Source organism: Nocardia sp. NPDC058480 (genome assembly GCF_042720495.1).
Taxonomy (GTDB): domain Bacteria; phylum Actinomycetota; class Actinomycetes; order Mycobacteriales; family Mycobacteriaceae; genus Nocardia.
Window position 1 is genome coordinate 36,360 of the sequence record NZ_JBHXMN010000012.1, and the last position, 13,490, is coordinate 49,849.

Sequence of the window (13,490 nt, forward strand, 5' to 3'; positions counted from 1 at the left end):
TCCATTCGTCCAAGACCGGGCGCAATGCCGGTCCTAGCGTTGGATCATGACAACATCAAGGCGCTCTCCAGACCGATCAGTCGATGACCACCTCCTCGCCGTGCTCGACGAGTGGCAGGTGGCGATTGTCGCCGATGACGCGGACCGGATCGGTTCATACATGGCCGACGAATGGATCATGGTCTCCGAGAACGGCATAACCACGGCCGAGCAGTTCCTGGCATTCGTCCGGTCGGGCGACCTCACCCACTCGGCGATGACGCGCGTCGGTGAACCCAGAATCCGCTACCACGGCGAGCTCGCGCTGCTGACGACCCGGATCACCAACACCGCCCACTACCAGGGTGTTCGGTTCGATGCCGATGAATGGACCACCGACGCCTTCCTCCGCACCGACGGCCGATGGCGCTGCCTGCTGACCCAGATCACGACCACGAAGAAGTAGCGCGCGTGATCGGGCGGTTGGGCCGGATTCACCCGATTCGGATGATGTGTGAGGCCGGATTCTTCGCCACGATGGCGTCATAGGTGCAATCGTGACACCGGCCGGTGCTCACGCATCACGGAAGCGAGGGTCGAATCATGTCGGTGTGGGACGTTCTCTGGGTCATCATTGTGAGCTTCTGCTTTGCCGCCTACCTGATGTTGATGTTCTACCTCCTCACCGATCTTTTCCGTGATCGGAGCACCTCGGGCTGGGTGAAAGCGGTGTGGGTGGTGTGTTTGTTCCTGTTCCCGCTGCTCACCGGACTGGTGTATCTGATCGTCCGCGGCGGTGGAATGGCGGAACGGACCGCCGAGGCGCACAAGCAGGCACGCACGGAGACCGACGATTACATCCGACAGGCCGCTGGTACCAATTCCGCCGCCCAGATCGCCGACGGAAAGAAGCTGCTCGACGCCGGAGCCATCACCGAGGCGGAATTCCAGCAGCTCAAGGCCAAGGCTCTCGCCTGACATCCGCGAACATCAACGCAATCCAGCGCGCACAGATGGGAAGTGGGATCTGATGACCAGTCAGCAGGCCGCCTCGGCCAGTATCGAAGCCAACAACGAGACGTCGTCGCACACGCTGCCGTTCGGCGACACGCAGGATTTCGCCGATGCCGAGCGTGGGTTCGTCGCGGCGCTGACACCGGGGGTGGTGAAGAACGCCGAGGGTGAGGTGGTGTGGAGCAGCGACGCGTTCGCGTTCCTCGACGGCGAGTGCCCGCCCACCGTGCACCCGAGTCTGTGGCGGCAGTCGAAACTGTGTGCGATGCAGGGCTTGTACCAGGTCACCGACGGCATCTATCAGATCCGTGGACTCGACCTGTCGAACATGACACTGGTCGAGGGCGATACCGGCGTGATCGTGATCGATCCGCTGATCTCGGTCGAGACGGCCGCCGCGGGACTCGCGCTGTATCGCGAGCATCGCGGTGACCGCCCGGTGACCGGCGTGATCTACACCCATTCCCACATCGACCACTTCGGTGGCGTCAAAGGCGTCACCACGCAAGACGATGTCGACGCGGGGCGGTGCCCGATCATCGCGCCGGTGGGGTTCGCCGAGCACGCGGTGGAAGAGAACGTGTACGCGGGTACCGCGATGGCTCGCCGGGCCGCCTACATGTACGGCGCGGCACTGCCGCCGGGGCCGCTGGGTTCGGTCGGCGCCGGCCTCGGGCCGACGACCTCGACCGGACAGCCGACCCTCATCACGCCGACGATCTCCATCGACCACACCGGCCAGACCGTGACCGTCGACGGAGTCGCCATCGAGTTCCAGATGACGCCGGGTACCGAGGCGCCCTCGGAGATGAACTTCTACTTCCCCGACCGACGAGCGCTGTGCATGGCCGAGAACGCCACCCACACCCTGCACAACCTGTTGACGTTGCGTGGCGCGCTGGTACGCGACCCGCACGTCTGGTCGAAATATCTCACCGAGGCGATCAACCGCTACGCGAGCCGCTCCGACGTGGTGTTCGCCTCGCACCACTGGCCGACCTGGGACACCGAGCGGCTCACCGAGTACCTCTCGATCCAGCGCGATCTCTACGGCTACCTGCACGACCAGACGCTGCGAGCACTCAACAAGGGCGCCACCGGTCTCGAGATCGCCGAGGACATCCAGCTGCCACCGGCCCTGGAGAACTCGTGGTCCACCCACGGTTACTACGGCTCGGTCAGCCACAACGTCAAGGCGATCTACCAGCGGTACATGGGCTGGTTCGACGGCAATCCGGCCAACCTGTGGCAGCACACTCCGGTCGAGTCCGCGCGCCGCCACCTGGAGTTCATGGGCGGTGCCGACGAGGCCATCGCCAAGGCGCGTAAGTCCTACGCCGACGGCGATTTCCGCTGGGTCGCACAGGTGCTGAACTACGTGATCTTCGCCGACCCCGGCAATGCCGAGGCGAAGGCGCTGCAGGCCGACACGCTCGAACAGCTGGGCTACGGCTCCGAGAACGGCACCTGGCGCAACTTCTTCCTGATGGGTGCGTACGAATTGCGCAACGGCGCGGTCGGTACGCCGCTGGCCAGCTCCTCGGACGACATCGCGGCCGCGCTCTCCGTGGAGCAGGTCTTCGACGCGATCGCGTTGCGGGTCGACGGTCCGCGGGCCTGGTCGGCGAGGATCGTCCTCGACTGGAAGATCAAGGACACCGGAACCGTGCACCGCGCCCTGCTCCGCAACGGGGTACTCGTGCATTTCGATGTCGAGGGCGACCTCGCGCCCGCCGACGCGACGTTCACGCTCACCGAAGCGGATCTGCACGCGGCGCTGCTCGGCGGCGCGGATCTGGGCCAGATGATCGGCGACGGCCGTGTGACGGTCGAGGGTGACCCCGCCGCGCTGACCGAGCTGGTCGGCTACCTGGACGCCCCCGACCCAGATTTCGCGATCGTGACGCCCTGATCCAGCTCCCAGCCGATAGCGCAGGGGTGTGCGGCGCGATCGGCGACGATCGAGGGTCGATACCGGTCGCCGTCGAAGGAGATGCGATGGGCGCGATACCGACGGTGAAGCGGCGGTTCGGTGGCTGAGGTCGTGCATCGGGTGCGGCGCTGGTTCGCGGCGGAGCGCGTGTCGAAAGCTGATGTCGTCGCCGGGATTCCGGGCGCGATCGGCGGAGTCCCGGACGGGATGGCGGCGGGTGTGCTCGCGGGCGTGAGTCCGGTCCACGGGCTGTACGCGAGCATGGCCGGTCGGTTCTTCGGTGGGTTCGGCACGAGTACGCAGCTGATGGTGGTCACCACGACGAGCGCTTCCGCGTTGGCGGTGGGTTCGACCTTGACCGATGTCGAACCTGATCAGCGGTCGGGCGCCATCGTCATGTTGACGTTGGTGGCAGGCGCGATGATGATCGTCGCCGCGATCCTGCGGCTGGGCAAGTACACCAGGTTCGTCTCGCATTCGGTGATGACCGGGTTCCTGCTCGGCATCTCGGCCAATATTCTGTTCGGTCAGCTGCCGAGTCTGCTCGGCGCACCGGTGCGGGGGTCGATCGCGGCGACGAAAGCACTCCACGTGGTGCTGCATCCGTTCGACTTCGATTGGCGTGCAGCGGTTGTCGGGCTGCTCGCGACAATCTTGCTCATCGCGCTCGCGCACACGAGGTTGCGCACTGTCGCCTCGCTGTTCGCCTTGATCGTGCCGATGCTCGTTGTGCTCGTCTTCGGCTGGGACAAGGTGGGGACGGTCGCTGACACGGGCGAGATCCCGACCGGGGTTCCGCTGCCGCACCTGCCGGAGTTCGGCGTGCTGTCGCCGTCGCTGATCATGGGGGCATTGGCGGTGACCGTCATCGTGCTGGTTCAGGGCACGGGGGTGGCCGAGTCGGCGCCCAACCCGCGCGGCTCGCGGTCCTCGGTCGATCGCGATTTCACCGCGCAGGGTATCGGCAATATCTTCGCCGGGTTATTTCGTGGGATGCCGGTAGGCGGTTCGGTGGGGCAGACCGCGATCAACGTCTCCTCCGGTGCGCGTAGCCGCTGGGGCGGGATGTGGTCGGGGCTCTGGATTCTGGTGATCCTGGTCGGGCTGGCCGGGGTGGTCGGCCGGGTACCGCTGCCCACGCTGGCAGCGATTCTGATGGTCGCCGCCGCGCGCTCGGTCAATCCGGACGGCCTAGTCGCTATCTGGAGCAGCGGCACGATCTCACGGACCGCGCTGGTGGTGACCTTCGTCGCCACCCTGCTGTTGCCGGTGACGGCGGCGGTCGGTGTCGGTGTCGGTCTGTCGCTGCTGCTGCAGTTGAATCAGGAAGCCATTGACTTGAAGGTGGTGCGGTTGCGGGCCGAGGGTGACAATCTCGTCGAGGCGAAGGCACCGCCCACGATGTCGGACAACGAAATCGTCATCCTGGATGTCTACGGCAGCCTGTTCTACGCGGGTGCGCGCACGCTGCAAGCCAAGCTGCCGGACCCTGACGGCGCGCACGACCCGATCGTCATCCTGCGACTGCGTGGGCGGACGAGCGTGAGCGCGACCTTCCTACACGTGATCGGCGACTACGCCCGGCAGTTGGACACGCTCGGCGGTCGCCTCTACCTCAGCGGTGTCGACCCACGGATTCGCGACGTCTGGACCGACGACCTGCTGCACGGGCAAGGCCTGCACATCGAATTCTTCCCGGCAACAAGCACTCTCGGCGAGTCGACACTGGCTGCCTACGCCGATGCCGAGGTTCGGATCCACCGAGAGCGGAGGCCGTGAGATGGGTGGATTGCTGGTACTGCTGTTGCCGGAGATCATCGGATTGATGGTGACGCCGGGCGCGGTGATCGGCTGTGTCCTGTTGCTTCGTTCGCGCGACCCGGTGCGCAACGCGTCGATGTTCGGGCTCGGGTTCCTGGTCGTCTACGCGATTATCGCGCTCGCGGCGTGCCTCGGCGGTGCGCCGGACCCGGCGGCGACGACGGCCCACACCTCTCATGCCGCCGGACTCGTGGTCGGTCTGATCTTCTTGGGGCTGGGCGCCTTCATGCTGGTGCGGCCGCGTCCACAGACCGACGAACAACCGCGCGTTCTCGCCGAACTGGCCGATGCCGGCCCGCGAAAAGCCTTCGCGATGGGACTCGTGCTCGGGGTGTTGAACCCGAATCTGTTCATCATGCTGTCGGGGATGAGCGTGATCGCCAGCTCCGCGGTCGGCTTGGCCGCGGCTCTGTTGGCAACCGTGATCCTGCTGGTCGCGGCGGTCGCCGACTTCCTGATTCCGATCGGGATATATCTCGCGGTGGGTGAACGGGCCGACCAGGGTTTGGCAGCTGCGCAGGCGTGGATGTTGCGCAACAGTCGGCTGTTGACGCTGTCGGTACTCCTCGGATTCGGTGCCTTGTTCACCCTTCGCGGCGTCGTCAGCCTCGCTGGCTGAAGTGAACTCCTCGGAAAGGACCGCCATGCTGAGCTTTCTGGTCCCGCAGGACCAACGCAGATCGCTGGATGAGTTAACCGACAAGCTGGATCTGTCGGTGGGCCAGGTCGCGTCGAAGCGGTCGGCGTTCTGGATCATGCTGGTGATGTCGGCAGTGATCGCGATCTCGGGTGTCATCGGCGATTCCACCGCGACAGTGATCGGCGCGATGATCGTCGCGCCGCTGTCGATACCGATCCTCGGTGTCGCGTTGGGTGTGGTGACCGGTCGTGCGCCGTTGCTCGGCCGGAGCCTGTAGCTGGTCGTTTCGGGGATCGTCGTGGTGATCGCGCTCGGTTTCCTCTTCGCGCAGTTGCTGCCCAACCCCGTCAATGTTCTGTCCAACGCGCAGGTGGTCGGTCGGACCTCACCGAAGCTGATGGATCTGACCGCCGCGATCGCGACCGGCCTGGTCGCGGCGATCGCGATCACTCGGCGTGACGTGGGCGATGTGCTGCCCGGTGTGGCGATCGCGATTTCGCTGGTCCCGCCCCTCGGGGTGGTCGGCGTGTGCCTGGGTTCGCACGCGCCCGCACTCGCCGGTGGCGCGTTCGTGCTGTTCGCGTCGAACGTCGTCGCGATGATCATCACCTCGACGATCGTGCTGCTCGTCGCCGGATACGCGGGCGATGCCGATCCTGCGACGGTACGGCGCGCAAGGGCATACCTGGTGCTCGGCGCTGCCCTTGTGCTGGTGGCGATCCCGATGGTGCTCAATTCGCTGTCCACATTGTGGGCCGGTCAGATCGCCGACGCGGCCCGCGACTGGCTGCGCGACGCGCCGGATGCGCAGGTCATCGACGTCAACCTGCAGGGCGACATCGCAACGGTCTCGGTGCTCGGTCCTCAGCAGTTGCCACCACGCGCGGAGTTGCAGCAGAAGGTGAACGATCTGGTTCCGTGGGATCCGAAGGTTGTCATCATCCACACGGTCGGTGGTCGGGTGCAGTAGCTGATCGCACACAGCGATGCCCCCGCCGGTCGGTGGGGGCATCGTCGGCGGGGCGCTCAGCTGAGCAGTTTGGCTTTCGCGGCGGCGAATTCGGCGTCCGATAGCGCCCCGGACGAATGCAGCTCGGCCAATTGTCCGAGCTGGGCGACGGTGTCCTGGCCGATGCTCGGGGCAGCGGGCGGTGGGGGAGCCTGTGGTGGCGGCGGTGCCTGTTGCTGGGCGTAGGCCTGCTGTTCGGCGGCGCGCCGCGCTCCTCGGCGGTTCACCGCGTTCGAGGTCGCGGTGGCGGTGCCCGCGACAACGGCCGTCCTGGCCACGGCTCCGAGCAGTCCTGGTCGCCCGACGCGACCCATCCGGAGTGGCATGTCGGTTTCCTTCCTAGGCGAGGGCGAGCGCGGCGTCGACGGCATCGCGCGGTACCTGCACGTGGAGCGCGACCTCGCCGTCGGCCGCACGCACCGCGGCGGCGAGGCGGGTGGCCCACGTTTCCTCGAAAACGATGACGACAGCGGTCGTTCCCGGTTCCATCGACGCGCGGACGACGTCGAGGTCGTCGTCGCTGACGAGGTCGATGTCGGCCGCCGTCAGGCCCGTCAGGCCCACCGCGGAGATGTCGTCGTCGATCTCGCGTTCGGTGATGGTGCCCGCCTCGTCCATGGACAGCACGATCAGATCGAGCAACGTGACCGTCCCCTTCGCGACGACATCGGCCAATGCCCCAGAGACGGATTTGTCGATGTCGGTGCCGGGAAAGGCGAGTACAAGGAATTCGACCGGTCCGAGCGTTGATGGTGATCCCATGTGCCGAATCATGCCGTCGGCGCGTGCCTGGCTGCTTCACCCGATTCGGATGAAACGGTGCGCGCAGTTCACCCGGAAAGTGTGAGGCGCGCCGGGAGCGGCCCGCTTAGCGTCGTGGCATGGGCTCAGTCATCGGAAGTCTCCTGCCGTTGGCGGTGGGTGTCGCAGTCTCGCCGATACCGATCATCGCGGCCATTCTGATGATCCTGTCGAAGAACGCCGGCGGTGCCGCGAAGGGCTTCGCGGTGGGTTGGGTGGCCGGAATCCTCATCGTGACCGGCGTGATGACCTTGCTCGCCGGGATGCTGGGCGGCACGGACCGCGAACCGTCGACGGGCGCCTCGGTCGTGAAGATCATTCTCGGCGTCGCGCTCGTGGTCTTGGCGGTGATCCAGTGGCAGGAACGGTCGCAGACCGAGGTGCCCGGCTGGATGAAGGCGATCGACACGCTCACGCCGGTGAAGGCGCTGGGTCTGGGAGCGCTGCTGTCGGGTGTCAATCCGAAGAATCTGCTGCTGTGTGTGTCGGCGGGTGTCGTGATCGGGGCCGGCGGTCTGGGCGCGGGGGGTGACCTGGTCGCGATCGTGGTGTTCACTGCGCTCGCCTCGGTCACCGTCTTGGCGGTGGTCATCGGGTACATGCTCGCGGCCGACAAACTCGGTCCGATGCTCGACAGTCTGCGGGAGTGGTTGCAGCTCAACAATCATGCGGTGATGGCGATCGTGCTGCTGATCATGGGCTCGGTGGTCGTCGGCAAGGGCATCGGCGGGCTGTAGCAAGGAGGGAACGTGGTGCTGTCGATACCGGTGCTTCGAGTCACTGCACGGCTACTCACCTGCCGAAAGGAACGCGGATGAACGGTATTCTGGTCGCCCTCGTCGGAGCGCTGTTGTGCTTCTACGGGATTCGCTCGGTCAACCTGGGCTTGCTCGCGATCGGGTTCGGTCTCGGCTGGCTGATCGCCGACCTGTTCAACGCGAACTTCTGGTGGCTGTTGCTGGTCGCGCTGATCGGCGCGGTCGCGGTCTGGGCCGTCACCTCACTGATATTCCGCTTCGCGGCCTATTTCATCGGCGGGCTCACCGGCGCGATGATCGGCACCAAGCTGGCGACGGTCTTGCAGCCCGGCGACAAGAACTTCGCCCTGAGCATGATCGTCGTGCTCGCGATGTGTGTGGCGGGCGCGTTCCTGGCGCAGAAGTTCCGGGCTCGCGCGCTGCTGTGGTTGACCTCGATCGGCGGCGCGAGCATGGTCTGCAGCGGTATCGCGCGGTTCAGCGACTCGCTGTCGTTCCTGCGCGACCCCGAACCCGGCTGGCAGCAGATCACCGCCACCCTGGCCTGGGCAGGCCTGTCGATACTCGGCTGGATCACCCAGCGTCACCTGTTCGCCGAGAAGCTCGGCATCGAGCACCTGGTCGGCGACGACGACGAGCCGGACATGAGAAACCGCAACGGCGGCTGGCCAACGGGCTAGCTGACCGCACGGGTGCGATGGGTCGGTCACGTGGGGCCGGATGACCTTTCGGCGAGTCGTGGAGCCGGGGGCTCGCGTCAGCGGAGGTCGTCGGGGTGCGATCCGGTCGTGAACGGGTTCGGCTGGTCCTGGGCGAGGACGCCCACGAAGGGTTCGCCCTCGTCGGCGAAGGTATAGGCGCCGCCTTCGATGCGCTCGATGAGGCTGTGGGTCCAGGCCGCTTCGCTGTCGGCGGAGTGTAGCCACATGTTCATGATCTCGCCGATGTGTCCGAGCTGGCCCGGCCCCTGCTCCGGTGTGTAGTACTCGGTGACCGAGCCACGCCACTGCTCGAGGCCGGTGATCCGTTGCCTCAGGAGTGCGACGGCCTCCTCGCGGGGGAGGTCGACGATGAACCCGATGCCGGCCGAGGGCATGTCCATCTTCTGGTCGTACGAGGTCAGAGCCTCGCGGAGCAGCGTGAAGTACTCCTCGGTGCCCTTGTCGGTCATCTCGTACTCGACGCGAGGCGGACCGCCGACGGTGCTCGGTGCGACCTCGTGTGCGACGAGGAATCCTTGCTTGGCCATCTGCTTGAGTGCGTGGTAGATCGAGCCCGGCTTGGCGTTGGACCATTCGTGGGCGCCCCAGAATTCCAGGTCGTTGCGCACCTGATAGCCGTGCGCCCGTCCGTGCTGACGGACCGCGCCGAGGACCAGCAGCCGGATCGCTGACATGGACATCTCCCTTCCGAGTGTTCGGGCGCCTCTACCACCTCGGGGCGCGCCGCGCGGGCGTCAGAGCCGATGAACTCCTTGCGCGATTCGGGCTCGCGGACACCGGAAAGAAGGCGGTCAAGCAGTACAGCGGCGGTATGCGGCGGCGGCTCGACCTCGCGGCGTCGCTTATCTCCGAACCGCAGGTGCTGTTTCTGGACGAACCGACGACCGGGCTCGACCCCCGCGGCCGCGCCGAGGTGTGGAGTTCGGTGCGTTCGCTGGTCGACGGCGGCACCACCGTGCTGCTGACCACGCAATACCTGGAGGAGGCCGATCAGCTGGCCGACCAGATCTCGGTGATCGACCACGGAAAGGTCATCGCGGAAGGCACTGCCGACCAGCTGAAATCCAAGACCGGCGGCGACCGCATCGACGTGGTCCTGCACGACGTCACCCAACTGGCACTCGCGGCCGCGCTCATCCCCGGCGAGGCGGTGGTGGACGAGGACCGGCGGATGGTCAGTGCCGCGGTCGGCGACCGGATGGTGGCACTGACCGAGACCGTCCGGGCGCTGGAGACCAACGGCATCGAAGCCGAGGACATCGCGATCCGGCGGCCGACACTCGACGAAGTCTTCCTGCACCTGACCAAGGAGAACGCGGCATGAGCGCGATTTATTCGACGAACCACCCCGGTTCGACACTGAGCACGGCGCTCACCGACTCCTGGACGATGACCCGACGCGAGTTGGCGCACTGGGTCCGCCAGCCCGTGCAAGTGGTCGTCGGGCTGGTCTTCCCGGTGATGCTGCGGGTGATGTTCACCTACCTGATCGGCGGCGGGCGCGGCATCGACGGGGAATTCAAGGACTACCTGGTTCCTGGAATGCTCACCATGACAATGGCTTTCGGACTCGAGTCGACAATGCTCTCGGTCACGCAGGACCTCGGCAAGGGAGTCATCGACCGATTCCGCTCGATGCCGATGAACTCGGCCGCGGTCCTGGTGGGACGCAGCATCGCCGACATGCTGCAGTCGGTGGTCGGGCTGGCCGTGATGATCGCGGTCGGTTACGCGATCGGCTGGCGCTGGCACGACGGAGCCGCCGCGTTCCTGGCGGCGGTGGGACTGCTGTTGCTGTTCCGGTTCGCGATGCTGTGGATCGGCATCTACCTGGCGATGGTCGCGGGCAAGCCCGAACTGGTGCAGGCGGTCCAGATCCTGGTCTGGCCGGTCAGCTTCCTCTCCAATGCCATCACCGCACCCGAAGCGATGCCGTCGTGGCTGGGTGCGGTCGTCGAGTGGAACCCCATGTCGGCAACGGCCACCGCGGTGCGTGGCCTGTTCGGCAATCCGGGTGCGGTCGGTGACTCCTGGGCCGCTGAACACGCCGAAATGCTGGCGGTGGCTTGGCCGTTGGCCTTGATCGCGGTGTTCTTCCCGCTGGCGGTGCGGCGGTTCAGAGACCTGAGCCGCTAGCTCAGCGCAGCATTTCGGTCCTATTTTCCGAAGACGAAACTGCGCAGGACCAGGAAACGCAGTCCGCCGACCACGGCCATGACGGCGATCACGGCGCCTGCCTGCGCGGCTTCGTCGAGGTCCGGTGCCAGGAAATCCAATCCGGCCAGCGCCGCCGTGCTGATCCCGAGGCCGAGCAGCGCCAGCCCGCCGCCCTCCCACTGCGCGGTGAACCCGCCGACCCTGCTCCCGGCCCGGAAGGTGAGCTGCCGGTGCAATTCGTTCGCGATCACCGTGCTCACCATCGATCCGGCGACATTGGCGAGCAGTGGGCCGCTGCCGTGCATGGCCATGAACAGCAGCACATAGGCGATATTGCTGGCGCCGCCGACCAGGGCGAACCGGATCAGCTGGGCGAACGTGTGATCGCTGCGCAGGTATCGCCGCACGCGGACGAGATCGACGCGCGTCGCAGGACCGGCCAACGCGGTGTAGACGCTGGTGGGGAGCATTCCCGGGTGGGTGATCTGCGGGGCGGTCATGTTCGTTCCGATCAAGCGTGCGGGATTCGGCGGGATGCCGGCCAACCCCTGTGACTATACGTAGATGTATACGTATAAACAAGTGTCGAGGCCGCCGCGCACCTCCGCGCCGAGCATCGGCCGTCGTAATCGGCATGGCACCCGCAGCGCAGTGGGTGGACACTGGAGTGATGGTTGACAGGGAGCAACGCACACCCTTCTACGGCGTGGTGCTGATTCTTGTAGCGCTCGGCGCGTCGATGGCGGTCAGTTACTACGGGCCGACTTGGGTCCGCGTCACCGTTTACATCCTCACGGTGATGGTTGTCCTGGTCGGCGGCGTCATGACGTTCCGGGACTACTCACACTGACGCTGCGAACGCGATGTGCGCCCCGAGCTCGGTGGGGCGAGGCTCAGTGCTGCGAGATCGCCACCATCTTCGAATCGACGCTGCCAGGGGAATCGCTGCTGCGACGCCGCGTGGGCGGGATGGAATTGTTGCGAACTGTTTACGGCCGTTGAAGTATCACCGCAAAGAGCCGGAAAGGTTCTCGTAGCACGACTTTCATCAGTGGGCTTTCGCAGGGGCGTTGGCACGCCACGGTTCGCGGGGAAGCTCGGTCAAGCCCTCGGCACGCGCTGGCGCGGGGCCGTGGGATGACTGCTCGAACCTGATGAGGGGAAGTATGAATATCAACCGAATCCGTGGTGGCCGCAATGCTGTCGGCACCGGCGTTGCCGTACTCGCACTGGGTGCGCTCATGGCCGGTACCGCCGGTGCCGATGCTTTCGTTCCGCTGCCGGACGGCGAGCGGGTCGGCCACGGTGTCACGGTGAAGCGCACCGGTGAGCACGCCGTGGTTTCGCCGTCGATGGCCGCCAATGGCGCGGGCCGGGTCGCGTGGGTCTCGGCCAACGTGAGCGCCGACGTGACCATCACGCCCGAGGGCGAGGTGGGTCCCAACAACGGTCCGTCCGGAAACGACGGCACCAACAACTCCTCCACCCACGGTGCCTCACAGCTCAACACCGGCTACATCATCGGCTGCCAGGTCTCGATCGGCGACGATGCGATCGCCGCCGGTGTGTCCGGTGGCATCGACCTGTCCGGCTTCAGCGTCGGCGGCTCGGCGGGCATCGAGCTCGGCCCGGGCGAGGTCGAGTTCGTCCAGCTCGAGAAGAAGGACATCGTGAAGGCCGGCGTCTACTCGATCGAGTACCAGGACGTCGAGATCGAGGTGCAGGGCTGTGCCGGATACGCGCAGGCCCGCTCGTACACCGTGGTCGAGATCATCGGCGACCACTACTCCAAGACCACCCTCTACGGTGCCCCGTTCAGCATCGGCTGACCCGCCCGAACCAGACTTCAGATCAGAGGATGAAACATATGTTCGACCGTAAGAATGCGGCGCGTCTGGCCGGTGTCGTCGGCGCTGCCGCTGTCACCGTCGGAATGCTGTCGGCCGGTGCTGCCAACGCCGACACCTTCATTCCGCTGCCCGGCGGTGAGATCGTCAAGACGCTGTCCGACGGCACCACCGTCACCGTGCGTCTGGTCGGGGAGTCGGCCAACATCAACCCGTCGATGGGTTCGACCCCGGTGCACCGCAACGCGTGGGTGTCGGGCAGTGCGCAGGTCGAGGTGTCGGGTAACGCCAAGGGCGGCAAGATCCGTCCCGGCTACGTGGTCGGCTGCCAGGTCAACATCGACGGCGGCGGCGTCGAAGGTGGCGTCGAAGGCGAGAGCGACTGGGCGGGCAAGAAGCCCGGTGTCGGTGCCGACACCGGCGCCGAGTTGAGTCTCGGACCGGGCCAGGCGGAGTCGTTCTACATTCTCGACCTCGAGAAGGCCGATGACTACGGCAACGAGGACCACAGCAAGGACAACAAGTTCAAGGGCAAGAGCGGCTCGGTGACCTGGGCCGACACCACTATCGGTCTGTCCGGCTGTGGTGGCTACGCCCAGGCGCGTGCTTTTGTGAAGGTGAAGGTCGAGACCGACAACGTGACCTCGGTCGTCACGCTGTGGGGTCAGCCGTTCAGCATCGGCTGATCTGATCGATCCGGTATCGAGGCCCGGCGCGTTGTGCGCTGGGCCTCGATACGTCGGCGGATATCCGGTCACCGGAATCGGGTGTCGCTCGCAGACAACCGGACGTCGGCCACCTGACGGCAA

General features: G+C 66.0%; 16 protein-coding genes and 1 pseudogene. 13 read left to right on the forward strand and 4 right to left on the reverse strand.

Annotation, left to right across the window (positions count from 1 at the left end):
• The first annotated feature begins 46 nt into the window (after positions 1 to 46).
• The 6 genes and pseudogenes from ACFWO8_RS24590 (at position 47) to ACFWO8_RS24615 (ending at position 6,357) form a co-directional block, all read left to right on the forward strand.
• A complete protein-coding gene (locus ACFWO8_RS24590; protein WP_378963406.1) occupies positions 47 to 445 on the forward strand; it encodes a nuclear transport factor 2 family protein in 399 nt (132 codons plus the stop codon).
• Between the two features lie 137 nt (positions 446 to 582).
• The gene (locus tag ACFWO8_RS24595) at positions 583 to 957 is read left to right on the forward strand and encodes an SHOCT domain-containing protein (protein ID WP_378963407.1); all 375 of its coding nucleotides are present in this window, start codon (positions 583 to 585) and stop codon (positions 955 to 957) included.
• Positions 958 to 1,009: 52 nt separating this feature from the next.
• On the forward strand, positions 1,010 to 2,905 hold the full coding sequence (locus ACFWO8_RS24600; RefSeq protein WP_378963408.1) for an alkyl/aryl-sulfatase: 1,896 nt from the start codon (positions 1,010 to 1,012) through the stop codon (positions 2,903 to 2,905).
• Between the two features lie 120 nt (positions 2,906 to 3,025).
• A complete protein-coding gene (locus tag ACFWO8_RS24605; RefSeq protein WP_378963409.1) occupies positions 3,026 to 4,705 on the forward strand; it encodes a SulP family inorganic anion transporter in 1,680 nt (559 codons plus the stop codon).
• 1 nt (position 4,706) lies between these two features.
• A complete protein-coding gene (locus ACFWO8_RS24610; protein WP_378963410.1) occupies positions 4,707 to 5,366 on the forward strand; it encodes a GAP family protein in 660 nt (219 codons plus the stop codon).
• A gap of 25 nt (positions 5,367 to 5,391) precedes the next feature.
• Positions 5,392 to 6,357 (forward strand): annotated as a pseudogene (locus ACFWO8_RS24615) (DUF389 domain-containing protein).
• 56 nt (positions 6,358 to 6,413) lie between these two features.
• On the opposite strand, the gene ACFWO8_RS24620 reads toward ACFWO8_RS24615, so the two are convergent.
• Entirely contained in the window at positions 6,414 to 6,722 is a 309-nt protein-coding gene (locus ACFWO8_RS24620) for an SHOCT domain-containing protein (protein ID WP_378963411.1), read from the reverse strand.
• Between the two features lie 13 nt (positions 6,723 to 6,735).
• Positions 6,736 to 7,158, reverse strand: a complete 423-nt coding sequence (locus ACFWO8_RS24625; RefSeq protein ID WP_378963412.1) for a DUF6325 family protein — start codon at positions 7,156 to 7,158, stop codon at positions 6,736 to 6,738.
• A gap of 119 nt (positions 7,159 to 7,277) precedes the next feature.
• Here ACFWO8_RS24625 and ACFWO8_RS24630 point away from each other — a divergent pair, with 119 nt between their 5' ends.
• Both ACFWO8_RS24630 and ACFWO8_RS24635 read left to right on the forward strand, forming a co-directional pair.
• On the forward strand, positions 7,278 to 7,934 hold the full coding sequence (locus ACFWO8_RS24630; protein WP_378963413.1) for a GAP family protein: 657 nt from the start codon (positions 7,278 to 7,280) through the stop codon (positions 7,932 to 7,934).
• A 77-nt stretch (positions 7,935 to 8,011) separates the two neighbouring features.
• Positions 8,012 to 8,635: a DUF4203 domain-containing protein gene (locus ACFWO8_RS24635; RefSeq protein ID WP_378963414.1), complete on the forward strand. Its 624-nt coding sequence runs from the start codon at positions 8,012 to 8,014 to the stop codon at positions 8,633 to 8,635.
• 77 nt (positions 8,636 to 8,712) lie between these two features.
• On the opposite strand, the gene ACFWO8_RS24640 is transcribed toward ACFWO8_RS24635, so the two are convergent.
• Positions 8,713 to 9,351, reverse strand: a complete 639-nt coding sequence (locus ACFWO8_RS24640) for a PadR family transcriptional regulator (RefSeq protein ID WP_378963415.1) — start codon at positions 9,349 to 9,351, stop codon at positions 8,713 to 8,715.
• Between the two features lie 17 nt (positions 9,352 to 9,368).
• On the opposite strand from ACFWO8_RS24640, the gene ACFWO8_RS24645 reads away from it, so the two are divergent.
• Together ACFWO8_RS24645 and ACFWO8_RS24650 are read left to right on the forward strand one after the other, a co-directional pair.
• Positions 9,369 to 10,001 (forward strand): ATP-binding cassette domain-containing protein, encoded by a 633-nt coding sequence (locus ACFWO8_RS24645; protein WP_378963418.1) that lies wholly within the window; start codon positions 9,369 to 9,371, stop codon positions 9,999 to 10,001.
• Entirely contained in the window at positions 9,998 to 10,813 is an 816-nt protein-coding gene (locus ACFWO8_RS24650; protein WP_378963419.1) for an ABC transporter permease, read from the forward strand. Before ACFWO8_RS24645 ends, ACFWO8_RS24650 begins: the two co-directional genes overlap by 4 nt.
• A gap of 20 nt (positions 10,814 to 10,833) precedes the next feature.
• On the opposite strand, the gene ACFWO8_RS24655 is transcribed toward ACFWO8_RS24650, so the two are convergent.
• Positions 10,834 to 11,334, reverse strand: a complete 501-nt coding sequence (locus ACFWO8_RS24655) for a GtrA family protein (RefSeq protein WP_378963420.1) — start codon at positions 11,332 to 11,334, stop codon at positions 10,834 to 10,836.
• Between the two features lie 170 nt (positions 11,335 to 11,504).
• On the opposite strand from ACFWO8_RS24655, the gene ACFWO8_RS24660 reads away from it, so the two are divergent.
• The 3 genes from ACFWO8_RS24660 to ACFWO8_RS24670 all read left to right on the forward strand — a co-directional run bounded on the left by ACFWO8_RS24660 (position 11,505) and on the right by ACFWO8_RS24670 (position 13,367).
• Entirely contained in the window at positions 11,505 to 11,684 is a 180-nt protein-coding gene (locus ACFWO8_RS24660; protein WP_378963421.1) for a hypothetical protein, read from the forward strand.
• Positions 11,685 to 12,000: 316 nt separating this feature from the next.
• Positions 12,001 to 12,663 (forward strand): MspA family porin, encoded by a 663-nt coding sequence (locus tag ACFWO8_RS24665; RefSeq protein ID WP_378963423.1) that lies wholly within the window; start codon positions 12,001 to 12,003, stop codon positions 12,661 to 12,663.
• Between the two features lie 38 nt (positions 12,664 to 12,701).
• Positions 12,702 to 13,367 carry an MspA family porin gene (locus tag ACFWO8_RS24670; RefSeq protein ID WP_378963424.1) on the forward strand — a complete coding sequence of 222 codons (666 nt, stop codon included), beginning with the start codon at positions 12,702 to 12,704 and terminating at the stop codon, positions 13,365 to 13,367.
• Positions 13,368 to 13,490: the final 123 nt, after the last annotated feature.

Excerpts from the sequence above, each read along its gene's own strand:
- ACFWO8_RS24655 (WP_378963420.1), bottom strand. The coding sequence starts at position 11,334 with ATGACCGCCCCGCAGATCACCCACCCGGGAATGCTCCCCACCAGCGTC.
- ACFWO8_RS24670 (WP_378963424.1), top strand. The coding sequence starts at position 12,702 with ATGTTCGACCGTAAGAATGCGGCGCGTCTGGCCGGTGTCGTCGGCGCT.
- ACFWO8_RS24660 (WP_378963421.1), top strand. The coding sequence starts at position 11,505 with ATGGTTGACAGGGAGCAACGCACACCCTTCTACGGCGTGGTGCTGATT.
- ACFWO8_RS24625 (WP_378963412.1), bottom strand. The coding sequence starts at position 7,158 with ATGGGATCACCATCAACGCTCGGACCGGTCGAATTCCTTGTACTCGCC.
- ACFWO8_RS24630 (WP_378963413.1), top strand. The coding sequence starts at position 7,278 with ATGGGCTCAGTCATCGGAAGTCTCCTGCCGTTGGCGGTGGGTGTCGCA.
- ACFWO8_RS24595 (WP_378963407.1), top strand. The coding sequence starts at position 583 with ATGTCGGTGTGGGACGTTCTCTGGGTCATCATTGTGAGCTTCTGCTTT.
- ACFWO8_RS24665 (WP_378963423.1), top strand. The coding sequence starts at position 12,001 with ATGAATATCAACCGAATCCGTGGTGGCCGCAATGCTGTCGGCACCGGC.
- ACFWO8_RS24590 (WP_378963406.1), top strand. The coding sequence starts at position 47 with ATGACAACATCAAGGCGCTCTCCAGACCGATCAGTCGATGACCACCTC.
- ACFWO8_RS24650 (WP_378963419.1), top strand. The coding sequence starts at position 9,998 with ATGAGCGCGATTTATTCGACGAACCACCCCGGTTCGACACTGAGCACG.
- ACFWO8_RS24600 (WP_378963408.1), top strand. The coding sequence starts at position 1,010 with ATGACCAGTCAGCAGGCCGCCTCGGCCAGTATCGAAGCCAACAACGAG.
- ACFWO8_RS24640 (WP_378963415.1), bottom strand. The coding sequence starts at position 9,351 with ATGTCAGCGATCCGGCTGCTGGTCCTCGGCGCGGTCCGTCAGCACGGA.
- ACFWO8_RS24620 (WP_378963411.1), bottom strand. The coding sequence starts at position 6,722 with ATGCCACTCCGGATGGGTCGCGTCGGGCGACCAGGACTGCTCGGAGCC.
- ACFWO8_RS24635 (WP_378963414.1), top strand. The coding sequence starts at position 8,012 with ATGAACGGTATTCTGGTCGCCCTCGTCGGAGCGCTGTTGTGCTTCTAC.
- ACFWO8_RS24610 (WP_378963410.1), top strand. The coding sequence starts at position 4,707 with ATGGGTGGATTGCTGGTACTGCTGTTGCCGGAGATCATCGGATTGATG.